The organism is Larkinella knui (assembly GCF_003858645.1).
Lineage (GTDB): Bacteria > Bacteroidota > Bacteroidia > Cytophagales > Spirosomataceae > Larkinella > Larkinella knui.
The window spans coordinates 106,199-130,320 of record NZ_RQJP01000008.1 but is presented as its reverse complement, the minus strand read 5'-3'; the positions used below and the strand labels follow the sequence as shown (position 1 = coordinate 130,320).

The following is a 24,122-nucleotide window of genomic DNA, read 5'->3' as shown; positions in this document are numbered from 1 at the left end:
ATGACGCGTTGGCAACATGTTGGAATACTGGCGGCAATCGTCTTTTACGGCGTCATGGTCGGCTGTCAGAACGACTCGGGCAAGGATGGGCCTATTGAGCCGGAACCGAAACCGGTCGAGTTCAAGGCGACGCCTTACAACTGGAAAAAACCGGCCAATTTTGACGATCCAAAGTATGATTTTACCAAAAATCCGCTGACGGTCGAAGGCGTAGCCCTGGGAAAAACCCTGTTTTATGACGGCATTTTATCGCGCGACGGCTCCGTCACCTGCGCATTTTGCCACCAGTCGTTTTCCGGTTTTGCACACAACGACCATGCTTTGAGCCATGGCATTGGCGATAAAATTGGAACCCGCAATGTGCCCGGTATTGAAAACGTAGCCTGGAAAACCGCTTTTTTCTGGGATGGCGGTATTGCCGATCTGGATTTACTTCCCATTTCGCCCATTCAAAATCCCGTTGAAATGGGCGATTCGCTGGCGAATGTGCTGAAGAAAATTCGAACCAGTGGTCAGTATCCGGCCCTGTTCAAAGCCGCCTTCGGAACTGAAGACGTAACGACGGAGCGGTTTTTGAAAGCCTTGTCGCAGTTTATGCTGACGATGGTTTCGGCCAATTCCAGGTATGACAAATATTCTCGCAAGGAAACCGGTGCCGCATTAACGGATCAGGAAGCACGTGGTCTGGCGTTGTTCAAACAGAACTGTTCGGGTTGCCACACCGGCGAACAATTTACCGACCAGAGCTACCGGAACAACGGCTTGCGGATGCAACTCGCCAATAGCAAGGATTTCGATCTGGGGCGGTATCAGATTACGCTGAATTTGAACGATTACAACAAATTCCGGGTGCCGAGCCTGCGGAATGTGGAGCGGACCTCGCCGTATATGCACGATGGCCGCTTCCAGACGCTGGAACAGGTGCTGGATCACTACATCAATGATGTTCAGGATACGCCCCAACTGGACCCGTTGCTGAAGAAAAACGGCAAAACCGGAGTGGCGCTGACGGCTGCCGACAAATCGGATGTCATCACTTTCCTGCGGACCTTGACCGATAATGACTTTATTACCGACCGGCGGTTTCAGCCGGACTGAAAGCCGTTAGTTTCTGTAAAAAGCCTGATTTTCGCGGGTAACAATGTCAATCGGCATGTATTGCTCCTTGTCGATAGCCTTTGAGAAAATCAAAAACTGATACAGCGTCATGATGCTTCGGTAGCCCTGATCTTCGGGTTGGTGGCAGATCAGGAAGTCGATCAGGCCGTTGTCCAGGTATTTCGCGTTTTCTTTCACCAAGTCGTAACCAATCAGCAGCGGTTTTGGGGCCGGATTCATCTTTTCGAGAAAACGGGCGACCAGAAAAGACCGGGAGTTGGTTACAAACAGGGCATCGATGGCCGGATTTGACTCAAATAGCGGCTGAAGATTCCGAAAAACGGATTTTTCGTCGGTCTGGTGAATATCGACCCGCAGAATCGGATAGGGCTTGAGATGATCGGTAAAATATGCTCTGAAACCTTCTTCCGTCTCTTTGTAGGTGTAACTTTCGATCGCTGTAGCAATATTGACTACCAGCAGCTGGCTTTTTTCGCGGAGCGCATACGTGCTTAATTTCCCGGCCAGATAACCGCTCTGAAAAAGGGGCGGGCCGATGTAGGACAGATTTTGCTGGTCGGGAAGAGTCGAGTCGATAAAAACGTAAGGGATGCCTTTGGTGTTGCAGGCTGCGGCAAAGGTTCGTGCTTCCTGGATAAACGTGGGTGCCAGCACAATACCGTCAACGGCTGACTCCAGAATGGCGTTGGCCTGATCGATGAACGACTGCTTGTTGCTCAGATCAAAAAAGAACGAATCAACTTGTAGTCCATACTGGCTGATTTCCGTTTTGGCGCGCTGAATTCCCCGCAAAGGCGCGTCCCAGAACTCGGTTTCTTCGGTTACGGAGGGAATTAAAACGGCCAGTTTAATAATTTTGCCGGAAGCCAGACGGCGGGCCAGCATATTCGGCTGGTAATTGAGTTCCTCAATAATTTTTGTAATCTTTTCCCGCGTTTTAACCGACACTCCGGCCCGGTTGTGGATCACCCGATCGACGGTGGCAATCGTTACATTAGCCCGGCGGGCAATTTCTTTTACTCCCTGTAGCTCTTTCTTCTTCATAGACTGGTTTCCGAATCGAAGCAATAACCCGCCCTTCGCCCAGGATGGTTCCTGGTTCCTACGTCGACTCTTTCGGCGAAAGATACTTTTTTTGCTCTTTGTCGCAATAGGTACGTTACTAGGCCGTGGATGGCTACTCCTGTTGTCGCTCGCGTGTCGCGAGTGATTTTCTATCCAAAGGGCCTCCGGCCCGAAGATGGCTAGTGGAAAGGTGTGCCCACTTTACGTGACCGTGGATCGGGCCGGAGGCCCTTTGGATAGGAATCACTCGCGACACGCGAGCGACAACAGGACAACAGGAATAACGAAGGCCGTAGAAAGGCTGGATCAAAGTAACCGGGATGCACTGTCGTTGTCGACGAATAAAATGGCGTCTTCGTGCAGCCGCAGGATGGTAGAAGGGTACTGTTCACTTACCGGCGACTGGAGCGTGTGGTAGATTGCCTGCGCTTTTTTAATACCCGGAACCATGCAAAAGACGTGGGGTGCCTGCATCAGGGCCGGAACCGTCAGCGTCAGCGCGTGCGTCGGAACCTCATCAAACGCATCAAAGCATTGATCATTGACCTGTTGCTGGCGGCAAGCCTGGTCCAGATCGACAACCTTGACCAGAACCGGGTCGTTAAAATCGGCGACGTGCGGGTCGTTGAAGGCAATGTGACAATTTTCGCCAACGCCCATGCAAACCACGTCGACGGGATGTTGGCGCAATAAATCACTGTATCGCTGGCATTCGGTTGCCAGATCCGGGGCATTGCCGTTGAGGTAGTGAACCGTTTGGAAAGGCAGCCGGTCAAAAATCCGTTCTTTCAGGAAATTGCCGAACCGCTGCGGGGCCTCTTCCGCCAACTGGACGTATTCGTCCATGTGAAAAGCGTGAATCCGGCTCCAGTCGATGTGTGCCTCCTGACACAGAGCCGCCAGAAACTCCTCCTGCGAAGGGGCCGCGGCAAAAATCACGGAAACCGTATCCTGTCGGGCTAGTAAGCTTCGCAGGCAATTGCCGACGGCCTGCGCGGCACTCTCGCCCAATGCATTCCGGTTGTCAAACCGGCGAAAATCAAGTTGGTTGGTATTCGATTGACTAATCATTCGGATGGATTCTAGTTTTCTTTGGATAGGTTTAAAAGGCGGGGATGCTTTCACGCTGGTAGACAATCCGTCCTTCAACCATTGTCAATTGAACCGAAATAGCAGCATCAAAAAACACCAGATCGGCGTCTTTCCCCGGCGCCAGAACGCCTTTCCGATCCGCAACGCCCATGATGCGGGCGGGGGTGCTGGTAATCATGCGGATGGCGTCGAGCAGCGGAATTTCGGCCAGGTTGATCATGGTTCGTACCAGGCGGTCGGCAGTTGCGACACTTCCCGCAAACGCCTGACGATCCGGCATTTTGGCAACGCCATCTTCCACAATCACCTCGATGCCGTTGTGAAGGCTGCCCAGGATGCTGTTGCCCGGTGGCCGGCCCGCGGCCCGCATGGCGTCGGTAATCAAAGCCGTTCGTTCGGGGCCTTTGATTTTGTAAGCCAGTTTGAGCAGTGGAGCCGGTAAATGAACGCCGTCGGCAATCAATTCTACATCCATTTGGTCCAGCAGATAAGCACTTTCGACCACACCGGCATAGCGGAAACTGTTTCGGCGGGTAACGCCCGACATGCCGCTGTAGAGGTGCGTGGCCAGTGAATAGCCGTTTTCGACGGCGGCCAGCACGTCCTCATAAACCGCATCGGTATGCGCAACGGCGGCCAGCACGCCCTTCGAGCGGAGGTATTGTCCAAATTGCAGGGCTCCCTTCAGTTCGGGCGCGGCACTCCAGCGGGCCACGGACGATGAACGCGCCAACACTTCCTGGTATTCGTCCGGGTCCGGGTCGCGAATGTAGCGCGGGTCCTGGGCTCCGCGCTGGCTCATGGCAAAGTATGGGCCTTCGAGGTGCATACCCAGAAAACGGGCACCGGCGGTATTTTTGGCGGTGGCTTTTTCGTAAATCTCCAGCGTGTTGAACAACTCCTGGCGGGTGCTGGTCAGGGTGGTCGGTACCATCGCGGTGGTGCCGTACCGGGCGTGGAGTTCGGCAATGCGCAAAAAAGCGTCTTCGCTGCCGTCCATAAAGTCATGCCCACCCCCGCCGTGCACGTGCAAATCGATAAAACCGGGCGACACATAGGCTCCGGCCGCATCTAGTTCCAACGCGTCAGGCACGTCAATAGCGCGGTCGCTGACTTCCGTAATCGTGTTTCCGGTAATCAGGATCGTTCCGTTGGGAATGAGCCGGTAGGGTGTCAGAATCCGGCCGTTGATAATCTTAATCCGTTGTGGTGCCTTGCCAGTGTTGTTCATGTACAGGTGTTTTAGCCGCCCCGAAAATCCCCCACCGGCGAATGCGGTGCCCGTAAAAGGCATAATACGCTAAATATAAATAGCAGGGAAACAGAACCCAGTAAGCCTCCCGAAGACCGTACTGATCAGCGAGATAACCGTAAACCAAAGGCAGAATGGCATTGCCGCTCAGACCCATGATCATCAAAGCCGCCCCAACTTTCGTAAACCGCCCCAGCCCATCGAGGGCCAGCGGCCAGATGCTGGCCCAAACCAGCGAATTGGCGAGTCCCAGCAGCACGATAAACCAGATGGAAACGTCGGCCTGATGGCCTAGAAAAAATACGCTGCTTTTCGCGAAAATAATAAGCAGGGTGAACGTCAGCCCCAATACCGTACAGATTCTGAACACGTTGACCTGACTAATGCGTTTGGGAATCAGAATAATGCCCAGCAGATAACCGCAAATGGCGGCAAAAAGCGTGTACGACGGAAACGTTTTGGCCTCCAGCAGCGAAATGCCCATCGAACTGGCGTACCCAATGATCGTATCGATCGAGATCACCTGCGTTCCGACGTGCAGAAAAATGGCCAGCGCCCCCAGCACCAGATGCGGAAATTGGAGGACCGACGTTTTTCCGACGTTGGCAGCCGCCACTTCGGTGGTTTCCTGCTCGGTATTGATTTCGGGCAAAGGCGAGTAACGAACCAGAATTCCGAGCCCGATCAGTACGCAACCCATGACCGAGTAGGGGACAATCACCCGCCGAACCAGTTCGTCCAGCGCCTGGGCTTTTTCGGTGAGCGACATGCCCGGCAGCTGACTGAAGAGGTCCGTATCCGTTGCCCGCAAAATAACCGCAGCAAACAGAATGGGGGCCAGAATACCGGCCCCTTTGTTGCCGATGCCCATGATGCTGATGCGCTGGGCGGCCCGCTCTTTCGGTCCCAAAACCGTGATGTACGGATTGGCCGCCGTCTGCAAAACCGCCAGACCGACACCGATCATGAACAGGCCCAGCAGAAAAATCTCGTAGGTTCGGGTCAGCGCGGCCGGTACGAAAATGAATGCACCCAGCGCCATAATCCAGAAACCGATCATCATTCCTTTCTTGAAACCGGTGGCTTTCAGCAGGTACGACGAGGGCACCGACATGACGAAATAGGAGATGTAAAACGCAAACGTGACCAGATACGACTGGAAATTGGTCAGTTCGCAGGCAATCTTGAAATACGGAATCAGGATAGCGTTGACCCAGGTCACGAACCCGAAAACGAAGAACAGCAACCCGATTAAGGCAATGGAAATTCGCGTATCCCGCTGACTCAGCGACCCTACGTCAACCGTCTTGGTTTGGTTTTTCATCGTAGTGCCGGTTTAAACGGTTGGTTCCCAGCCCCGCTGGTAATCACGTTTCCAGTATTGTTGCGCCTGGCGGTTGTTCTTGATGTGCCCGTTGGTCGGATCAATTTCCAGCGTACCGCCCGACCGCAGGGCGATGTTGCCCAACTGACAGAGCAGCGTACTCTGGTGACCACCCAAAATATCGGCGTTCAGGGCCGTCCCTTTTTTAATGCCGTCGAAGAAGTTCTGGATATGAATCGCGTCCAGGGCCTGAGAGGGGTTCATTCGGTCGCGGGCGTTGATCACCAGGTCATTCTTGACTTCCTTCACCAGCTTGTTTTCCAGATCATAAATTTTGTAGGCATTTCCCCCGTCGATCTGCAACGAACCCGTATCGCCGTAGAAAATAACACCGACGCTGCTGCCTTCCACGGTTCGCCCGTTGCAGCTCCGGCCTTCCCAGGTCATAGCGGTATTGTTTGGAAATTCAATGTTAATGACCTGCGTATCGGGCGTTTCCCAATCGTCCTGGTAGCGATACCGCCCACCCGACGACGTTACCCGGTTTGGGTAGTCGACGTTGAGACCCCAGCGCATGAGGTCCAGCATGTGCGTACCGTTGTTGAGGGCTTCACCCGTTCCCCAGTGCCAGAACCAGTGCCAGTTGTAGTGCAACAGATTGTCCTTGAAAGCCTGCCGGGGCGCGGGTCCCTGCCACAAATCGTAATTCAGCCACGACGGAACGGCGGCTTCTTTGCCGACGCCGATGGAGGGCCGGTTGTTGGTATACCAGCCTTTGGCAAAATAAGGCCGTCCGATTACGCCATCCCGAACCGCCTTGACGCCGGCGGCCACATTGGGCCACGACCGGCGCTGGTTGCCCATCTGAATGAGGTTTTTGTACTTTTTAGACGCAGCCACCAGAATTTCGCCCTCGTTCGGGTTATGGCTGCACGGTTTTTCCAGGTATACGTGTTTTCCGGCTTTGGACGCCAAAATGGCCGCTGGTGCGTGCCAGTGATCCGGCGCAGCCACCACCAGCGCATCCAACTCTTTGTCTTCCAGTGCCTTCCGGAAGTCGGGAATGGCTTTGGGTTTGGATTTCTGAATACCTTCCACGGTGGTAATGCACTTGTCGGCGGCACGGGTGTCGACATCCGAAACCGACCGGACTTCGCAGTTGGGTTGCAGGGCGTAATTGGTGGCCAAAGCCAGACCCCGGCTGTTGACACCCATCATCCCCACCTGAATGCGTTCGTTGGCCCCCAGAATGCGGGCGTAACTTTTGGGACTAAAACCGGGAAGCATACCGCCCAGACTCAAGGCCGCCGTTCCGGCCAGGGTTTGGCCCAGAAACGTTCTCCGCGACTGAGGATTAGGAACGGTGTTTTCTGTCTTGATTTTCGATTGGGTCATTTTACAAATTTTTGAGTTGGAAAAGGGTGGCCAACTGGGATTCCGTATCACAGATTGGCATTCTCAATTTAGGAAATGGGTTAACTGAGCAGGAGGGGGCGGCCCCGTGGGCCAATAAAAAAGAGATTATGACGACTTCTGGGCTTTTTTCATGACACTGGCCAGTGTCACTGCGGCTCCGCCCTGGCGCTTGCTTTCGTCGGCCGCTTCCATAAAGGCGAAGATTTCAAGCGTTTCTTCGGGCTTCACGGGCGTTTCTCCGGTTTCAAAAAAGTGAATAATGTCTTTCAACAACGGATTGTAACCACCGTAGGGCCCCAGCGTCACGTTGCCGTTTTTGGTGTAAACCGTGCCGCCGTACTCATGCTTACCGGTTCGGGTTCCGCGGAAGGTACCAACGCGTCCGTCGCTCCAGGTGCCAATTACAATATCGGTGTCGGGGGTATTGACCCGAATCACGCTCTGGCAACCCGGCCCCATGGCCGTAAACAGCGTTTCAACGCCGTGGACCCCATACCAGAACAAATCAGGATGCGTTTTTTCCAAAACCGCCGGGCTATACGTGTCGGCTCCGACCACCTGGCTCTTATCCAGGCCCTGAATGCCTTTGATATACCGGAGCGACGAAGCCGAAAAAACCGGTATGCCTTTCTTCTTTGCCATCTCAAAAATAGCGATGGCGTCGCTCAGGGAAGCCGCAATGGGCTTGTCGATAAAAACCCGCTTGCCGGCCGCAAAAACTTTGGCGGCCTGTTCCCGGTGCAGCCGACCGTCGTTGGTTTCCAGCAGCACGACGTCCACTTTACTCAATAAATCGTCGATGGAGTTCACGATTTCAACGCCAAGCTTTTTGACTTCCTCGATGTAGCCGGGAATTCGCTTGACGCTCGATTCAATATCGTTGCTGCCTTTGGGGTAAGCCGCCACGACCCGGTAGCCAAGCCAGTCGGGATTCGGCGTCGGATTGTTCAGTTCTTTCGCGAAAGCAGTGCTGTGCGACGTGTCCAACCCGATAATCCCTACTTTTTTTCCTTCAAATTTCCCGGCAGGAGCCGAACCGAGGGTAGCAAATGGTTGGAGATACGCCCCTAAACCAGCGGACGCGGCTAAAATGGAGAAGTCTCTACGGGTAAGCGTATTTGCCATATAATATTCCAGTAAGGGATCTGTTTATAAAAACGTGTACGTACCCGAAAGGTGAGACTCAAAATTTAATAAAGCAAATAAATTGTGATTTTATTAATCGAAATGTGAACGATAAGATTCGTCTCTTACCTACCCGTTTTAAGTGCCAGCGACACGCCTGGAGTTCTCAGAATCCCGTTTTGCCAGTAACATCGGCCCCCTCCGGGGTCAATAATCTCCTGGTTCAAGTTAATCAGAAAAATTGGTTTTGCCGGTTGTTGGAGAAGTGTAGTCGCAAGTGCAGGATATAAAACCCGTATTCAGGATAGATTGGCCTCTAGTTGAAACCGTGTCTAGAAACCGTTTAAACGGTTTTGGAATTCTGAAACCGCTGCCTTTTCGAAGCAGCGGTTTGATGATTAATGGGTGTGGCGTAGTCGGTGAAGCCGGATGTTCGTGAGATGGGTCAAAACAAGCCCCAGCGAAGCCGCATAACCGAGGTATTCAAAGGCTTCGTTGACGTCTTCGAGCACAATAGCAACCGCAAATACAGTCAGGAAAAACCAGAGGCAGGCTTTCACGGCCGGGGTGGTAAAATGCCGGGTGGCAAAATAGACGGCTACAATATTGACACCAATGAATAGATAATCGAGGCTCAGGTAGCCAAAACGGACCGTATCGTTGGTCAGGAAAGACGAAGAAACCAGCAGGATGGGCGTAATCAGGCAGTGAATGATGCACAATACCGACCCACTGATTCCAATGTAATCGGCCTTTCTGTTGAGCGTTTTCAGTTTCATAGTCTTCAGCATCCTCGTTGAACAGCACAAAATAAACGCATCCTTTTGTACTGACCAAGCTTATTTGCAATTATGTTGCATTTATTTTTGCAACCTTGTTGCGAATATCTATTTTTGCGGGTGAACGGACAAAAACAGTCGGGAAACACGCTAAAACAGATCGAAAATGAAGGCAAAAGGAATACGTCAATGGGTGTGGGTGGTCATGTTGGGGGTGGCTATGGGGTTGGTAACGGGTTGTAATGACAAAGCCGATGAACCGGAACCCGCCGACGAAAACGAATTGATAACGACGGTCAACCTGAAATTTACGGAGTCGGGCACCACGACGGTCCAGACATTTTCGTACCGCGATCCGGACGGCGACGGTGGACAGGCACCCACAAAATTTGACAGGATTGTGCTGAAAGCCAACAAGACTTACGATCTGGCCGTGGAGTTACTGGACGAAAGCAAAACGCCGACCGACGATGTTTCGAAAGAAGTGGCCGAAAAAAGTGGTGAACATTTGTTTGTCTTTACGCTGACGCCGGCTTCGTTAGCAACCTATTCCTACGGTGACAAAGATGCCAAAAACCTGCCGATTGGCTTGAAAGGCACGGTAAAAACGAACGCAGCCGGGACCGGAAAACTGAAAGTTCAGTTGCGTCACCAGCCGAATGCCAAAGATGGCACACCGGCACCGGGTAGTGACGATGTGAATGTCGATTTCGATTTGACAGTGCAATAAGCACAAACGAACCACGAACGATCAGTTCGTTATTTTACTCAATACCATATACCCTTTCAACTTGCCGTTCTTATTATACGTCTCGGTTTTAATATCGAACAGGACATCGTTGGCCCGGTAGCTGATCGAACGGAACGTAACCCGAATCGGAATGCCCATCATCCGGTTGGCCATATTGGTATCGGAACTGATTTTGTAGACGCTGAACGTTCCGGCGGGGGTCGTCAGGCTTTCTTTACTTTCCACCTGCCGGTTTACGACGTTGATGGTCATGTCCATCATTTTAGCGTCTTTGCTGTAGACTTCGGCTTCCATTTCGCCATCGGCCAGTTTTCCACCTTCGGTCAGCTGTTTCGGATAAATCAGTTTGTTGGTCTTGACCTTCACCGCCATGCCTTTGGCGGCATCGTTCGCAGCCAGGGCCATGCCCGATAAATCGGCAATGAGCTCATTGCCCGTGCAGGTGTAGGTGACGGCCATTTCCGGGGCGGCTTTGTCTTTTTCATCGAACGACTGCATCACCACGCCGATCAGCGTTGAACCGCCTTCGGTTTTGACACTCTTAATGGTATAGACCAGTCGGCCGGATAGCTTGTCTTTGGCCGTGTAGGAAAGCATTTCGTAGGTAGTTCCCGGCTTGAATTTCAGCCCCATACAGTCCTGAGCCTGCGAAAAAGAGGTGGTCAAACCGATCAGTAACGCGAGTAGTATACTTTTCATGAAAAGAGAAGTTTAGTACAAAACCGTAAGGTACGGAGATTTTGTGTCGAAGGAACAAATGATTGAGTAAACGGACGTTACACCCACGCCATACTGACGACCCCGATGAGCATGATGAGCTTGCAAAGTGAACTCAGGTAGGAAAAATCCCGCCGGGTGTCGGCCCGAACCAGGCGGTAGACGAGCCACGCAATCGGGACCAGCAGGATGACGAACATCCAGAACAACTGCGCGTTTTGCAGCGAATGGGCAATGGTGAACAACGAAAGAATGAAGGTGGCGATGATGATATACAGCAGCTGTTTGGTTCGGCGGAGTCCCCAGACGATGGGCAACGTCCGGCAACCGAAGCGGGCGTCACCTTTCACGTCTTCCATGTCTTTGATGATCTCCCGCACCAGCGTGATCACGAAGGAAAATAAGGCGTAAATCAGCAGTAAATCAACCTGTTGTCGGTAATAAACCGCTAAAACGATCAGCGATAAAGCCGTCAGGAAGGCAACGATAAAATTACCGATAAACGGTTGCCGCTTAAATTGGGCCGAATAAAACCACAGCAGCGTTACCGACAGGACATTGACGACAAAAACCCATTTGCTGAGGTAAAAGCCAATGACAACGCCCAGAAAATTCAGCCCCTGGTGCGCCCCCATCGCTAGTTGCCGTTTCAGATACCGCCCGATGATGACCCGTTCCGGTTTGTTGACAATGTCGATTTTAATGTCGAAGTAATCGTTGATGATGTAACCGGCTGCGGCAATGCAAACCGTTGAGAGTGAAAGCAAAAAAAGTTTGGGATCCAGCAGCAGACCGGTCCAGTTGTCGCGGGGGCCGATGAGGGTGACGCGGGCAAAATATTGGGTACCCACGATAATCAGCAGGTTTTGTACCCGGATCAATCGCAGAAAACCTAAAATGAAGACGTAAAAGGGTGGAGTGGCCGCACGGTCCGGACGCCCCTGAACTTTCCGGGTCATAACCGACAGGATAGAATTCAATGGGTCAAAGATACAGTTTCCGGCCTGAATCCTCGGCTCTGTTAAAATCTTTCTCCGCCAAATCGAATAAGTGAACACAAATGGCCGAAAATGATGTTATGGAAACTGATTGCAGGTACGACAGATCGAATTTGTGTCCGTCTAACGCCTTCCAATCCTCAGTCCCTCAATCATTTACTACTGTATGAAAATTGGCATAGTATGTTACCCGACTTTCGGGGGAAGCGGTGTTGTGGCGACTGAACTGGGTAAGGCCCTGGCAAAAGCCGGCCACAAAATCCACTTTATTACCTACCAGCAACCGCCCCGTCTGGATTTCTTCAACGAGAATGTTTTTTACCATGAAGTAAATATACCGACCTATCCGCTGTTTCAGTTTCCTCCCTACGAAACGGCCCTGGCCAGCGCCATGGTGAACGTCGTACAGTACGAAAAGCTGGATCTTTTGCACGTTCATTACGCCATTCCGCACGCTTCGGCGGCTTACATGGCGAAGATGATTCTGCGGGCGCAGGGTCGGCATGTGCCTTTTGTTACCACGCTCCACGGAACGGACATTACGCTGGTGGGCAAAGATGCTTCGTACGAACCGGTGGTTACCTTCAGTATCAATGAATCGGACGGTGTGACGGCGGTTTCGGAGCACCTCCGGCAGGAAACACTGGATCAGTTTGCCATTCGCCGGGACATTGAAGTGATTCCTAATTTCATCGATCTCGATCGCTTTAAACGGCAGAAAAAAGATCATTTCAAAATGGCCATCTGCCCGAACGGCGAGAAGCTGATCGTCCACACGTCCAACTTTCGGCGGGTGAAACGGATCGACGACGTGGTGCAGATTTTCAATAAGATTAACAAGCAGATTCCCAGTAAGTTGCTTCTGTCGGGCGATGGGCCGGAACGGGCGCGGATCGAAAAGCTCTGCCGCGACATGGGCATTTACGGGGATGTCCGGTTTCTGGGCAAACTGGATGCCGTCGAGGAGGTTTTGTCGGTCGCGGATCTGTTCCTGATGCCTTCCGAAAATGAAAGCTTTGGTCTGGCGGCTCTGGAAGCGCTGGCCTGCGAAGTACCGCTGATCACGTCCAACGCCGGGGGCCTGCCCGAACTGAATGTGCAGGGCGTGACCGGTTTTCTGAGCAACGTCGGTGATGTGGATGATATGGTGAAAAATGCCTTGTATATTCTGAACGACGACAACCTGCCGACCTTCAAACACAACGCACTGGAGCGGGCGAAGGAGTTCGAAATTTCGCGCGTTTTACCGCTCTACGAAGCCTATTACGAAAAAGTGGTGCGGGAAAGTCAGGTGCTGGCTTGAAATAGCGGTTTTTGACGGCTTTTTTCCCGGACAACTCGTATCTTTGTAGCAAATCAAGGACTTATGAAATTCGGTGTAGTAGTATTCCCCGGTTCTAATTGTGACGACGATGCGGTAGACGCCCTGCGGGATCAGCTCAAGCAGAACGTTGTCAAACTCTGGCACAAAGACCACGATCTGCAAGGGTGTGATTTCATCATTTTGCCCGGCGGTTTTTCCTACGGCGATTACCTGCGTACGGGCGCCGTGGCCCGGTTTTCACCCATCATGAACGAGGTGATCAAACACGCCGAACGGGGCGGTTATCTGATGGGCATCTGCAACGGTTTCCAGATTCTGGCCGAAGCGCGGCTGGTGCCGGGCGTTCTGCTGCGGAATACCAACCAGAAATACGTTTGCAAGAATATTTACCTCCGTCCGCAATCGAAAAGCGTGCTGCTGACCGCCGGTTTGGACGATCGATCCTATAAAATTCCCATTGCCCACGGTGAAGGCCGGTACTTCGTCGATGCCGATACCCTGAATGAACTGAATGACAACGATCAGATTATTTTCCGGTATTGCGACGAAGCGGGAAACATGACCGACGAAGCCAATCCAAACGGAAGTCTGGACAACATTGCCGGTGTGGCCAACGAACGTAAAAACGTTTTCGGACTGATGCCGCACCCCGAACGGGCCGCTGATCCGCTGTTGGGCAATACCGACGGACGGCTGATTCTGGAGCAGTTGCTGAATACGGTTCTGGTATAACGATTTTGTTCTTTTATGACGCGTGGAAAAGTCGGCTCATGGCCGACTTTTTCTGTTTATAACCCTCACGCTACCAAATGCCCTCACTTTTCTGAAATGACTATCATTACCATACAAGTTTTGTTGGGGGTATTTTGGGGGTATATTCGCTTCATTCTGATAAAATAGTCCGGCTATTTTTCATTTGTGCTTATTTCATGGTTTCCGCAACGGGATGTCGGCATCCGCGCCCGGCGGAATAATTTATGTATGCAAGTTAGCTGCATTAGTAACTTGGCCTGGAAAATGCTGCTATTTATGCATGGAAATCTCACCGTTGAACTAGTATGCCAACTCCTTTAAATGAGTTAAAAAGATTAAAGGCTTTATACCAATACCAGGTTCTGGATACATTGCCGGAGCAGGAATTTGACCGCCTGACCGAACTGGCATCGCTGATTTGCCAGGTTCCTATTTCATTGGTATCGCTGGTGGATGAGCATCGGCAGTGGTTTAAATCGCGGGTGGGGCTGGAGATGGCGGAAACCAGTCGGGATATCGCTTTTTGCCAGCATGCTATTATGGGTGGTGATATTTTCGAAGTAGAAGATGCCACGAAAGATACACGCTTTAAAGAAAATCCATTAGTAACCTCCGATCCTCATATCCGGTTTTACGCCGGTTATCCATTAACCGATCCCGATGGATACGCCTTGGGCACGCTTTGTGTGCTGGATCGTATTCCCCGAAAGCTCACCCAAACTCAGCAAAGAATATTACAGCTCCTGAGTGAATCGGCCATAGCCCTCCTTGTTGAACACAAAAAGAAACAGGAGTTGAAGCACCTGGAAAACTTCTTTGCGCTTTCCAATGATTTGATCTGCGTGGCAGGAGCCGACGGGTATTTAAAAAAGTTAAATCCGGCTTTTCATCAGGTGCTGGGCTGGGATGAATCCTATTTGCTGCGTACGTTATTTTTTGATCTCATCCATCCCGATGACCTGTTGGCAACCCAGCAGGAAATAGCGCAGTTGGCATCGGGCAAAACGACGATCAATTTTGCCCATCGGTTTCGCTGCCGGAATGGAACCTATCGCAATCTTCAATGGGTAGTTACTCAGGAACCTTTAACCGGTAACCTGTTTGCCATAGCCCGGGATGTTACCGAAGAAAAGCAAAGAGAACAGCTTCTGAATCAGTCAGAAAGCAAATTTCGCTCGTTTTTTGAAAACTCCCAGGGACTCATGTGTATCCATGATCTGGACGGGAAACTGCTGACGGTCAACAGCGCAGGGGCGCATGTACTGGGGTATGAACCGGACGAACTGGCCGGAATGAGTTTATTCGATATCGTTCCCGAAGTTCATCAGGCCGCAATGACCGCTTATCTAAAAACTATCGGCAAAATAGGCCGGGCCAGCGGACTGATGCATACACTTACCAAAGAGGGCTCGCTGCTGATCTGGCTATTCAATAACATCCTGGAAAAAGAACTGAACGGCAACACGTATGTGATCGGCAATGCGATCGATATTACCCGGCGACATCAGCTGGAAGCCGATCTGAGTCGGACCAAAGAGATGCTGGAACAGACCAACGAGGTTGCCCGAATTGGAACCTGGGAAGTTAATTTCAGCCAGAAAACCGTACACTGGTCATCCGTAACCAAAGCGATTCATGAAGTAGCACAAGACTTTGTACCGGATTTTGATTCTGCCGTATCCTTTTTCAAGGGAAAGAACTATGATCAAATCATGGAGGCTGTCGATCGTTCGACGCGGGAAGGGATACCCTATGATATTGAATTGCAGATCGTTACGGCAAAAGGGCGAACGGTGTGGGTTCGGGCACTGGGAACCCCCGAATATGAGGATGGCAAATGCTGGCGCTTGTATGGTACGTTTCAGGATATCGACGAAAAAAAGAAAGCGGAGCAGGCGCTGATCAATGAAAAATTAAGGCTGGCCGCTTTTGTCGAAAATGCTCCGGCGGCCGTTGCCATGTTTGACCGGGACATCAAATACATCGCCGTTAGCAACCGCTGGATGGAAGAATACCAGCTATCGGGGAGCGTTCTGGGTGTGTCGCATTATGACATATTTCCCAACATCTCCGATAACTGGAAAGCCATTCATGCCCGCTGCGTTCAGGGAGCGGTGGAAAAGAACAATGAGGACATCTGGCGGCCAGCGGGCTGGGACCGGGATCAGTATCTGCGGTGGGAGGTAAGGCCCTGGTATCAGTTTGATGGCTCTATTGGCGGTATCATGATGTTTACGCAGGATATTACCGAAATCTGTTTGCAACGGGATGAACTGAAAAAAGCCAAGTTGCTGGCCGAGCAGGCCAGCCGGGCCAAATCGGAATTCCTGGCCAACATGAGCCACGAAATCAGAACCCCGCTGAATGGGGTAATCGGTTTTACGGATCTGGTACTGAAAACGTCACTTAATCCCACTCAGCAACAGTATTTATCCATTGTCAATCAATCGGCCAATGCCTTGTTGAGCATCATCAACGATATTCTGGATTTTTCCAAAATTGAAGCCGGTAAGCTGGAATTGTCCATTGAAAAAGTGGATCTCTACGAGATGAGTAGCCAGGTTGCGGATATCGTCACTTATCAGGCTCAGAACAAGGGACTTGAAGTGCTGTTGAACTTGTCCGTAAATTTGCCCCGGTTTGTCTTTATCGACTCGGTGCGCTTAAAACAGGTGCTGGTCAACCTGTTGGGTAATGCGGTGAAATTTACGGAAAAGGGAGAAATTGAACTGAAAATCACGGCCCTGAACGAGCCTGATCATGGCTATGCCGACTTTCGGTTTGAGGTGCGGGATACGGGTATTGGTATCAAACCCGAAATGCAGGAACGGATATTTGATGCGTTCTCTCAGGAAGACCCATCCACCACGAAAAAATACGGAGGAACCGGGCTTGGTCTTACCATTTCCAACAAGTTGCTGGGGTTGATGGGATGCCAGCTTCAACTGACGAGCAAACCCGGTGAAGGCAGTTGTTTCTTCTTCGAAATCAGGCTCAAAGCCGAACCGGGCAATGCCATCGTCTGGCGTGACCTGAACCTGATCAAAAATGTGCTGATTGTGGATGATAACGCCCATAACCGTCTTATTCTGCGCCAGATGTTTCAGTTTGAACAAATTGGTGTAGAGGAAGCCAGCAATGGGTTTGAGGCTCTGCAGTTGCTGGGTCAGCCTAAAAAATATGATGTGATTTTAATGGATTACCACATGCCGTATATGGATGGACTGGAAACCATTGAAAAAATCCGGACCAACTTTTTTCCTTCATCAATTGGCCAGCCTATTGTTCTCTTGCACAGCTCTTCGGATGACGAAAAAATCATCAGCGCCTGTGAGACACTGAAGGTGAATCAGCGTCTGGTAAAACCCGTCAAAGTACACGAATTGTATCAGGCTTTGGGCCGTCTGGTGCAGCATGAAGATAACCCCCTGCTCACCGTATCGGACCCGCAGACTCCCGTTGAAAATAAGCCGGTAAAAGTACTGATCGTTGAGGATAACAAGATTAATCAGTTGCTGGCTAAAGCCATCGTTAGCAGAATCGCACCAAATTCCCGGATTATTGAGGCTGTCAACGGCCTCGAAGCCGTCCAGTATTACATCCGCGAGCAACCGGATCTCATCCTGATGGATGTGCAGATGCCCCTGATGAATGGCTATGAGGCCACGCAACGGATTCGGGAAATAGAGCCGGGCAGGCGTGTTCCGGTCATTGCCCTAACGGCGGGTACCGTAAAAGGAGAACGGGAAAAGTGCCTGGAAGCCGGAATGGATGATTTTCTGACCAAGCCTATTGTGGAAGAGTCAATCAGATCCTTGTTCAACAAGTGGCTGACTGGCCCTTCGAAAACTCCCGAAACCGCCGATTCGCACTTTGATCTGGAGGTTGTTAAAGAAATGGCAGGCCATGATCCGGGATTGGTTAAAGAACTGGTGGAACTGGCTGCCGATGAACTGAAAAGATCCGAAGCCGTTCTGCTATTCCTGGCCAAAAACGCAGATTTGGCGGGATTAAATGCCACGGGCCACAAACTATACGGAACCGCCGTGAGTGCCGGCATGAAAATTCTGGCTACGAGGGCCCGGCAACTGGAGCATTTGGAACGGTTCGATCATCAAAAAGTGACCGAATTGCTGAACGGTATTCAGTCGGAAATTGAACATGTTCTGGCGTTACTGGCTGATTTGTCCTTTACCAAATCCTAAGATCTGCCGTTCCGAAAGCTGGATTTTTCAACGGGCCGTCAGCCCGCTGTGGTTGCGGTATTTTTAGTTCGAACCGCCGGAGGGGACCCGGCGGTCACTGATGGACTGGCAACGACGGTTTAAAATTTTATTACCGCAGGTCCACTACTTCGACACCGGGATATTTCATTTTGTCGAAAACAAAGTAATTGTCAGCCACCGCAACATTCGGCGTAAACTTGTCGATCGTATAGCTGGTTACCTTGCCGGTTTTGTCGGTCAGTTTCCAGCCTTTCACCTGGTTGTCTTTTTTGGTAACGGCAATTTGCACTTTAACAATTTGCGTATTTTTTTTCTCCGGCGTCAGTTCCACCACATCGACCGGCTGACCACCCTGCTTTTGCTCACCGATGTATTTGTAATTATACCCTTGCTTGTAGATGGAGTAGATCTTCGTCGGATTGAAATCACCCGCGGCTCCACCATCATAATCCTGTACGTTTACTTCGTTGGTTTCCTTGATATACGTAGACATCGTTTTGCCGTCGGTGAAGACTTCCTGACCGGCCAATTTCAGACGAAAGGCATTTTTTTTCACCGTTAAATCGCCTTTGTAATTACTGCCGTCGCCCGTATAGGTAAAAGCGGCTTTATAGGAATTCAACGCTTTGTATTTCGCACTCATGGCGTCGAGAACATCCGACGCTTTTTTATCTTTTTGCGCAACCGATGGCAGCGACAAGCCAACAATCAATGCCCCTAATAAGGCTAATTTTTTCATGTGTTTCTTCTTTTACGTAATTCCAGGTTCAATGCTAAAACAGCCCGCAAAGTTGCTGACCGTTTTGTAGGTAGACAAGAATTATGGGAAAAAGTTTAAGTTAAAAAGCAGAAAGGTGCGAAAGCAAAAAAGGAGAGAGGAAAAAGAGACTGCTTGTTGCCTTCCCGTTTTTCCTCTCTCCCTTTTGGCCCTCCGTTCAATTCATATTTTTCAGTATTTCCTCCAGCGTGCTGATGTCGTGGATGAGCACTTCGCGGGCTTTGCTGCCTTCAAAGGCGCCAACAATACCGGCGGCTTCCAACTGGTCGATGAGCCGACCGGCCCGGTTGTAGCCTAATTTCAACCGACGCTGAATGAGCGAGGTGCTTCCCTGCTGGTGGTTGACAACCAGACGGGCGGCTTCATCGAACATCGGATCCCGGTTTTCGAGGTCAACTTCGCGCTCTTCGACACTCCCGCCATCGTCACCGGCAAATTCGGGCAGATTATACGCCGAATCGTACCCGCGCTGACTGCCAACAAATTCGCAGATGTCCTCAATTTCGTTCGTGTCGACAAACGGACATTGCAACCGCACAATATCGGAGTTGGACGAAAACAGCATATCACCCATGCCAACCAGTTGTTCGGCACCGCCCGTATCCAGAATGGTCCGGGAGTCAATTTTGGACGTCACCTTGAACGACAATCGCGCCGGGAAGTTGGCTTTGATCAAACCCGTAATGACGTTCACCGAAGGGCGTTGCGTGGCCACCACCAGGTGAATCCCAATGGCTCGTGCCAGCTGGGCCAGCCGGGCAATGGGTTGCTCGACTTCCTTGCCCGCCGTCATCATCAAATCCGCCAGCTCATCGATCACCAGCACGATATACGGTAAAAATTTATGTCCTTTTTCCGGGTTTAACCGGCGCTGAATAAACTTGGCATTATACTCTTTCAGGTTCCGGCATTGCGCGTCCTTGAGCAAATTATACCGGTTGTCCATCTCAATACAGAGCGAATTCAGCGTGTTGACTACCTTCTTCGTATCGGTGATAATGGGCTCGTCGCTGTCGGGCAACTGGGCCAGGAAATGCCGCTCAAGTTTATTAAACAGCGTTAATTCCACCTTTTTGGGATCGACCAGAATAAGCTTGAGTTGCGACGGATGTTTTTTATAAATCAGCGACGTCAGCAGCACATTCAGGCCAACGGATTTCCCTTGTCCCGTCGCACCCGCCATGAGCAAGTGGGGCATTTTGGCCAGATCGGCCACGTAAATCTCGTTGGAAATGGTTTTTCCCATCACCACGGGCAACTCAAAATTGCTCTTGGTAAACTTGTCGGTAGACATGACCGAGCGCATCGCCACCATCTCCCGGTTTTTGTTCGGAACCTCGATACCGATGGTTCCCTGGCCGGGCATGGGCGCAATAATCCGAATACCGAGTGCGGCCAGACTCAACGCAATATCGTCTTCCAGACTCTTGATTTTGGAAATCCGAACCCCGGCGGCCGGAATAATCTCGTACAGCGTAACGGTCGGCCCAATGGTCGCTTTAATGCTGTCGATGGTAATGCCGTAGTTCTGGAGCGTCTCAACGATCCGGTCTTTGTTGGCCTCCAGTTCTTCCGCCGAAACCTGTGCTTTTTTGTTTTCCGGGTATTCCGTCAGCAGGTCGATCGTCGGAAACTGATACCGGGGCAAATCGAGCGTTGGATCATACAGACCGTGCAGCTTTAAGGCGTCCTCGTCCACCTCGTCGGTCGGTCCGGCGTAGGCTTCGGCAACCGGTTGAGATGGCTCTGAAGCCGGCTCGATCGGCGTCGTATCGGCAATCGTGAACGTAAGCGGTTTTTTAGCGGGAGGGCCGGAACCGTTCACCTTTTCAGGCTTCGTCTCCGTTTCGTGGCCGTTCAGCGGTTCGGGTGTGTCGACTGTTGGAGTTGGAGCCGGCACCGGTTTTTGAACCCCGTTCGTGGCCGGTTTCACGTCGATAAAGTCTTTTACATCGTCTTCATCGTCCTCTTCCAGGTCTTCCTCCTCGTTATCGTAGGAAGGTTTGGAAGCAGAAACCGGTCTTTGGGGCAACGAAAGCGACGGTAGTTTCGTGATTCCGTAGAAAAAAACCAGAAAGACAAACAACGCAAAGCCGATGATGGCAATGCCACCCCAGCCGATGAGATTATACAGCCAGACATTGACTTCGTAGCCAATACCGCCACACCAGACGCTACCCTGCCCGATGGAATCGGTTGCCAGAACAACGTAACCCGCCAGCGCACTGATCCAGGTCATGTAGAACAACACGGCTTTGGTCGTTCGGCTTAACGGCAAAAATTCGTAATTGAAGACCAGCTTGCAGCCGGATAAAAATAAAATAACCGGTATTCCCAGGGCGGCAATTCCGAACCACCGGAAAATAAATACGTGAGCAATGTAGGCACCCAGAATGCCAAGGAAGTTCCGCATTTCGGTTCCGGACTCGCGCAGGGGCGCACCCGTCACGTTGCTCAGAACGCTCTGATCCGCCTGACCCGTAAGCAGATAGGAGCAAAAAGCAACGGTTAAACCGATTGCCAGCAGGATAAGCAACCCACCTAAGGCCAACTGCGACCGCCGGTCGGCTTGCCAGGTTGGCCATTTCATCGAAACCGGCGAAGTCCGTGCTTTCGTCCGGTCGTTCCGAATTGAGTTTTGACGGTTGATGGGTTGAGTCATTTTGGTTAAACTGCTTTAAACTACCTCTTCTGCTACTACTTTGCAAATCTGTTTAGCTAACGTAGGGCCTTCGTAAATAAAACCCGTGTATACCTGTACCAAACTGGCACCGGCCCGCAGTTTTTCGAGCGCATCTTCGGCTGTCGAGATGCCTCCTACACCAATAACCGGGAACGCATGACCCGATTGTTGACAAAGATAACGAATCACTTCCGTCGAACGTTGTTTTAATGGAGCTCCGCTGACCCCACCGGCACCAATTTTTTCAACGGTTTGGGGGGCGGTTTGTAAACCGTCGCGGCTGATGGTGGTGTTGGTGGCAATAATCCCGGCGATCCGGGTTGTATGAACAATTTCGATAATGTCGTCTAACTGGCTGTTGGTCAGATCGGGCGCAATTTTAAGTAAAATAGGTTTGGAAACCGGCTTGCGGTGATTTTCATCCTGCAAACGTTGCAGTAAAGCGGTGAGAGGTTCTTTTTCTTGCAAAGCCCGCAGGCCGGGGGTGTTCGGCGAACTGACGTTGACCACAAAATAGTCGACCGTGTCGAACAGGTCATGAAAACAGGCCAGATAATCGTCCAGTGCGTTTTCGTTCGGCGTCGTTTTATTTTTGCCGATGTTGCCACCGATAATCAAGTGCTGGCCCGACTTTCGTTTCCGCAATCGGCTGGCGGCTGCTTTGGCCCCTTCATTATTGAACCCCATCCGATTGATCAGCCCCTGGTCGGCCTTCAGCCGGAAAAGCCGGGGGCGGTCGTTCCCCGATTGGGGGCGGGGCGTTACGGTACCGATTTCAATGAATCCAAAACCCAGGCACCCCAGTTCATCGACCCATTCCGCATTTTTGTCAAAACCGGCCGCCATGCCAACGGGATTTGCGAACTGAATGCCAAAAACTTCCCGTTTCAGACGTGGATCGTCAAGCGTGAAAAACTGCCGTGCGAGCCAGCGAAAACCGGGGAGGGCCAGTGAAATTTTTAAGAAAGAAGTAACGAAATGGTGAATTTGTTCAGCATCAAAACGAAAGAGGAGAGGCAGGACGACGCGCTTGTACATAGCACAAATGTACAGAACTGCGGGGATGCCTTGCAAGCCGCCAGGTGGATAATTGGCTGCCAAAAAAAATTATTTTCCGGCAGCCATCACCCCGCTGACGATCTTCCTGCGTCTGTTCAGTTAACTGCCAAATAAGTCGGACGATAAATACCGGTCGCCCCGGTCGCAAATGATGCAGACGACAACCCCTTCTTTCAACTCTTTGATGACCTCAAGGGCGGCAAAAACGGACCCTCCGCTACTCATACCGGCAAAGACGCCTTCTTCCCGGGCCAGCCGGCGGGTCATTTGGGTGGCGTCGTCCTGCGACATTTCAATGATGCGATCGACGCGACTGGGTTCAAAAATTTTGGGCAGGTATTCCTGCGGCCATTTCCGGATGCCCGGTATCTGTGAGCCTTCCAGCGGCTGACAGCCTATAATCTGAATCGAGGGGTTCTGCTCCTTCAAATACCGTGACGTTCCCATGATCGTACCGGTTGTTCCCATGGCGGAAACGAAATGAGTAATTTTACTCTGAGTATTTTCCCAGATTTCGGGCCCAGTGGTGCGATAATGGGCTAAATAGTTGTCTGGGTTGGCAAATTGATTGAGCAGAAAATAGCCCCCTTTCGAGGCCTGTTCTTCGGCATAATCGCGGGCACTTTCCATCGTTTCCATCAGAATCACTTTGGCACCGAAAGCCTGCATGGTCAGAATACGTTCGCGCGTCGAATTTTGGGGGAGAACCAGTTCAATGTCAACATTATACAACCGGGCAATCATCGCCAGTGCGATACCGGTATTGCCGCTGGTTGCTTCAATCAGTTTGATACCCGGTTTAAGATCACCCCGATCGATAGCTCCTTTGATCATACTGTAGGCGGGCCGATCCTTAACGCTTCCGCCGGGGTTGTGCCCCTCCATTTTACCATACAATTTGACTGCAGGATTTGGGTTAATGTGCTGTAATTCAATCAGTGGAGTGTTTCCAACAAAATCTAATAAGGTAGCCATGAAGATTTTAAGAAGAATAGGGTAAGTTTTGAAACTAACACGCAGGCTCTTTTCAAAGTTGCAAATGGCTCAAATGTTACTGAAACCGCCTTATGGGGCATTTCGGCGCCTGAGAAACAAATAAGATGAAAATATTTTTGCTGTTTTGATTAAATTCTTAAAAAAACATTGCTTTTATCGAATAATATGCGCCATTTTTGTAAATATCCAATATACAACGGCTACGTATATGAAATTACAAATCCATTCCACTCCCCGAAACAGTTATTCCGAGCACCAGCTACAATCCGTCACCAGACACCTGAACTTATCAGACATCGTTCTGCCTTTTTGGGGACATCGCCGGAAAATTCCGGCGTATCGAATTACGTGGCTCGAAGGGAAAGGGAATTATACGGTAGTGCATTTTAGCGACGGGTCCGAGATGATCGTGTCCTTGACGCTAAAGAAACTTGAAGGACGCCTGCCGGTGGAAATTTTTGTAAGACCCCACAAAAAGAGCGTCATCAACCTGCTGTACCTGCAGGAAATCCGGCCGGGGAAAAATATGACTCTCTGTCTGACAAATGGGTGTGAAATTGAAGTGTCGCGTCGGAAAAGCACCCATTTCATGCGACTCGTTGTTGCTTTTCAGCAGGAGTTTCTGCCATTGACGGCCAATTATGCTATTGCTTAACGTGAAAAAA

General features: G+C 51.1%; 19 protein-coding genes. 6 read left to right on the top strand and 13 right to left on the bottom strand.

What is annotated here, in order from left to right:
• The gene (locus tag EHT87_RS30805; protein ID WP_124910654.1) at positions 1-1,098 is read left to right on the top strand and encodes a cytochrome-c peroxidase; all 1,098 of its coding nucleotides are present in this window, start codon (positions 1-3) and stop codon (positions 1,096-1,098) included.
• Positions 1,099-1,104: 6 nt separating this feature from the next.
• On the opposite strand, the gene EHT87_RS30800 is transcribed toward EHT87_RS30805, so the two are convergent.
• The 7 genes from EHT87_RS30800 to EHT87_RS30770 all read right to left on the bottom strand — a co-directional run bounded on the left by EHT87_RS30800 (position 1,105) and on the right by EHT87_RS30770 (position 9,172).
• Positions 1,105-2,163, bottom strand: a complete 1,059-nt coding sequence (locus tag EHT87_RS30800; protein ID WP_124910653.1) for a LacI family DNA-binding transcriptional regulator — start codon at positions 2,161-2,163, stop codon at positions 1,105-1,107.
• Between the two features lie 327 nt (positions 2,164-2,490).
• A complete protein-coding gene (locus EHT87_RS30795; protein ID WP_124910652.1) occupies positions 2,491-3,255 on the bottom strand; it encodes a glucosamine-6-phosphate deaminase in 765 nt (254 codons plus the stop codon).
• Between the two features lie 31 nt (positions 3,256-3,286).
• Positions 3,287-4,507 (bottom strand): N-acetylglucosamine-6-phosphate deacetylase, encoded by a 1,221-nt coding sequence (nagA, locus tag EHT87_RS30790; RefSeq protein ID WP_124910651.1) that lies wholly within the window; start codon positions 4,505-4,507, stop codon positions 3,287-3,289.
• The gene (locus EHT87_RS30785) at positions 4,473-5,852 is read right to left on the bottom strand and encodes a sugar MFS transporter (protein WP_124910650.1); all 1,380 of its coding nucleotides are present in this window, start codon (positions 5,850-5,852) and stop codon (positions 4,473-4,475) included. Before EHT87_RS30785 ends, nagA begins: the two co-directional genes overlap by 35 nt.
• A 12-nt stretch (positions 5,853-5,864) precedes the next feature.
• The gene (locus EHT87_RS30780; RefSeq protein ID WP_124910649.1) at positions 5,865-7,247 is read right to left on the bottom strand and encodes a Gfo/Idh/MocA family protein; all 1,383 of its coding nucleotides are present in this window, start codon (positions 7,245-7,247) and stop codon (positions 5,865-5,867) included.
• 126 nt (positions 7,248-7,373) lie between these two features.
• On the bottom strand, positions 7,374-8,393 hold the full coding sequence (locus EHT87_RS30775) for a Gfo/Idh/MocA family protein (RefSeq protein ID WP_124910648.1): 1,020 nt from the start codon (positions 8,391-8,393) through the stop codon (positions 7,374-7,376).
• Positions 8,394-8,791: 398 nt separating this feature from the next.
• Positions 8,792-9,172, bottom strand: a complete 381-nt coding sequence (locus EHT87_RS30770; RefSeq protein WP_124910647.1) for a MerC domain-containing protein — start codon at positions 9,170-9,172, stop codon at positions 8,792-8,794.
• Between the two features lie 166 nt (positions 9,173-9,338).
• Here EHT87_RS30770 and EHT87_RS30765 point away from each other — a divergent pair, with 166 nt between their 5' ends.
• Positions 9,339-9,902 (top strand): hypothetical protein, encoded by a 564-nt coding sequence (locus EHT87_RS30765; RefSeq protein WP_124910646.1) that lies wholly within the window; start codon positions 9,339-9,341, stop codon positions 9,900-9,902.
• Between the two features lie 21 nt (positions 9,903-9,923).
• On the opposite strand, the gene EHT87_RS30760 is transcribed toward EHT87_RS30765, so the two are convergent.
• Together EHT87_RS30760 and EHT87_RS30755 are read right to left on the bottom strand one after the other, a co-directional pair.
• Positions 9,924-10,622 carry a TapB family protein gene (locus EHT87_RS30760; protein WP_124910645.1) on the bottom strand — a complete coding sequence of 233 codons (699 nt, stop codon included), beginning with the start codon at positions 10,620-10,622 and terminating at the stop codon, positions 9,924-9,926.
• Positions 10,623-10,699: 77 nt separating this feature from the next.
• A complete protein-coding gene (locus EHT87_RS30755) occupies positions 10,700-11,599 on the bottom strand; it encodes a geranylgeranylglycerol-phosphate geranylgeranyltransferase (protein WP_124910644.1) in 900 nt (299 codons plus the stop codon).
• A gap of 205 nt (positions 11,600-11,804) precedes the next feature.
• Here EHT87_RS30755 and bshA point away from each other — a divergent pair, with 205 nt between their 5' ends.
• The 3 genes from bshA to EHT87_RS30740 all read left to right on the top strand — a co-directional run bounded on the left by bshA (position 11,805) and on the right by EHT87_RS30740 (position 17,920).
• Positions 11,805-12,941, top strand: a complete 1,137-nt coding sequence (gene bshA / locus EHT87_RS30750; protein WP_124910643.1) for an N-acetyl-alpha-D-glucosaminyl L-malate synthase BshA — start codon at positions 11,805-11,807, stop codon at positions 12,939-12,941.
• A 63-nt stretch (positions 12,942-13,004) separates the two neighbouring features.
• Positions 13,005-13,694 (top strand): phosphoribosylformylglycinamidine synthase subunit PurQ, encoded by a 690-nt coding sequence (gene purQ, locus EHT87_RS30745; protein WP_124910642.1) that lies wholly within the window; start codon positions 13,005-13,007, stop codon positions 13,692-13,694.
• Between the two features lie 326 nt (positions 13,695-14,020).
• A complete protein-coding gene (locus EHT87_RS30740) occupies positions 14,021-17,920 on the top strand; it encodes a response regulator (RefSeq protein WP_124910641.1) in 3,900 nt (1,299 codons plus the stop codon).
• Positions 17,921-18,050: 130 nt separating this feature from the next.
• Here the strand turns inward: EHT87_RS30740 and lolA1 are convergent, their stop codons facing one another.
• The 4 genes from lolA1 to cysM form a co-directional block, all read right to left on the bottom strand.
• The gene (lolA1, locus tag EHT87_RS30735; RefSeq protein WP_124910640.1) at positions 18,051-18,680 is read right to left on the bottom strand and encodes an outer membrane lipoprotein periplasmic chaperone LolA1; all 630 of its coding nucleotides are present in this window, start codon (positions 18,678-18,680) and stop codon (positions 18,051-18,053) included.
• A 196-nt stretch (positions 18,681-18,876) separates the two neighbouring features.
• Complete coding sequence (locus EHT87_RS30730; protein WP_124910639.1) at positions 18,877-21,381, bottom strand: FtsK/SpoIIIE family DNA translocase; 2,505 nt, start codon at positions 21,379-21,381, stop codon at positions 18,877-18,879.
• A gap of 15 nt (positions 21,382-21,396) precedes the next feature.
• Positions 21,397-22,440, bottom strand: coding sequence for a quinone-dependent dihydroorotate dehydrogenase (locus EHT87_RS30725; protein ID WP_124910638.1), 1,044 nt, complete (start codon positions 22,438-22,440; stop codon positions 21,397-21,399).
• A gap of 120 nt (positions 22,441-22,560) precedes the next feature.
• Complete coding sequence (cysM, locus tag EHT87_RS30720) at positions 22,561-23,436, bottom strand: cysteine synthase CysM (RefSeq protein WP_124910637.1); 876 nt, start codon at positions 23,434-23,436, stop codon at positions 22,561-22,563.
• 229 nt (positions 23,437-23,665) lie between these two features.
• Between cysM and EHT87_RS30715 the strand changes: the two genes are divergently transcribed.
• Complete coding sequence (locus EHT87_RS30715) at positions 23,666-24,112, top strand: LytR/AlgR family response regulator transcription factor (protein WP_124910636.1); 447 nt, start codon at positions 23,666-23,668, stop codon at positions 24,110-24,112.
• The last annotated feature ends 10 nt before the right edge of the window (positions 24,113-24,122 follow it).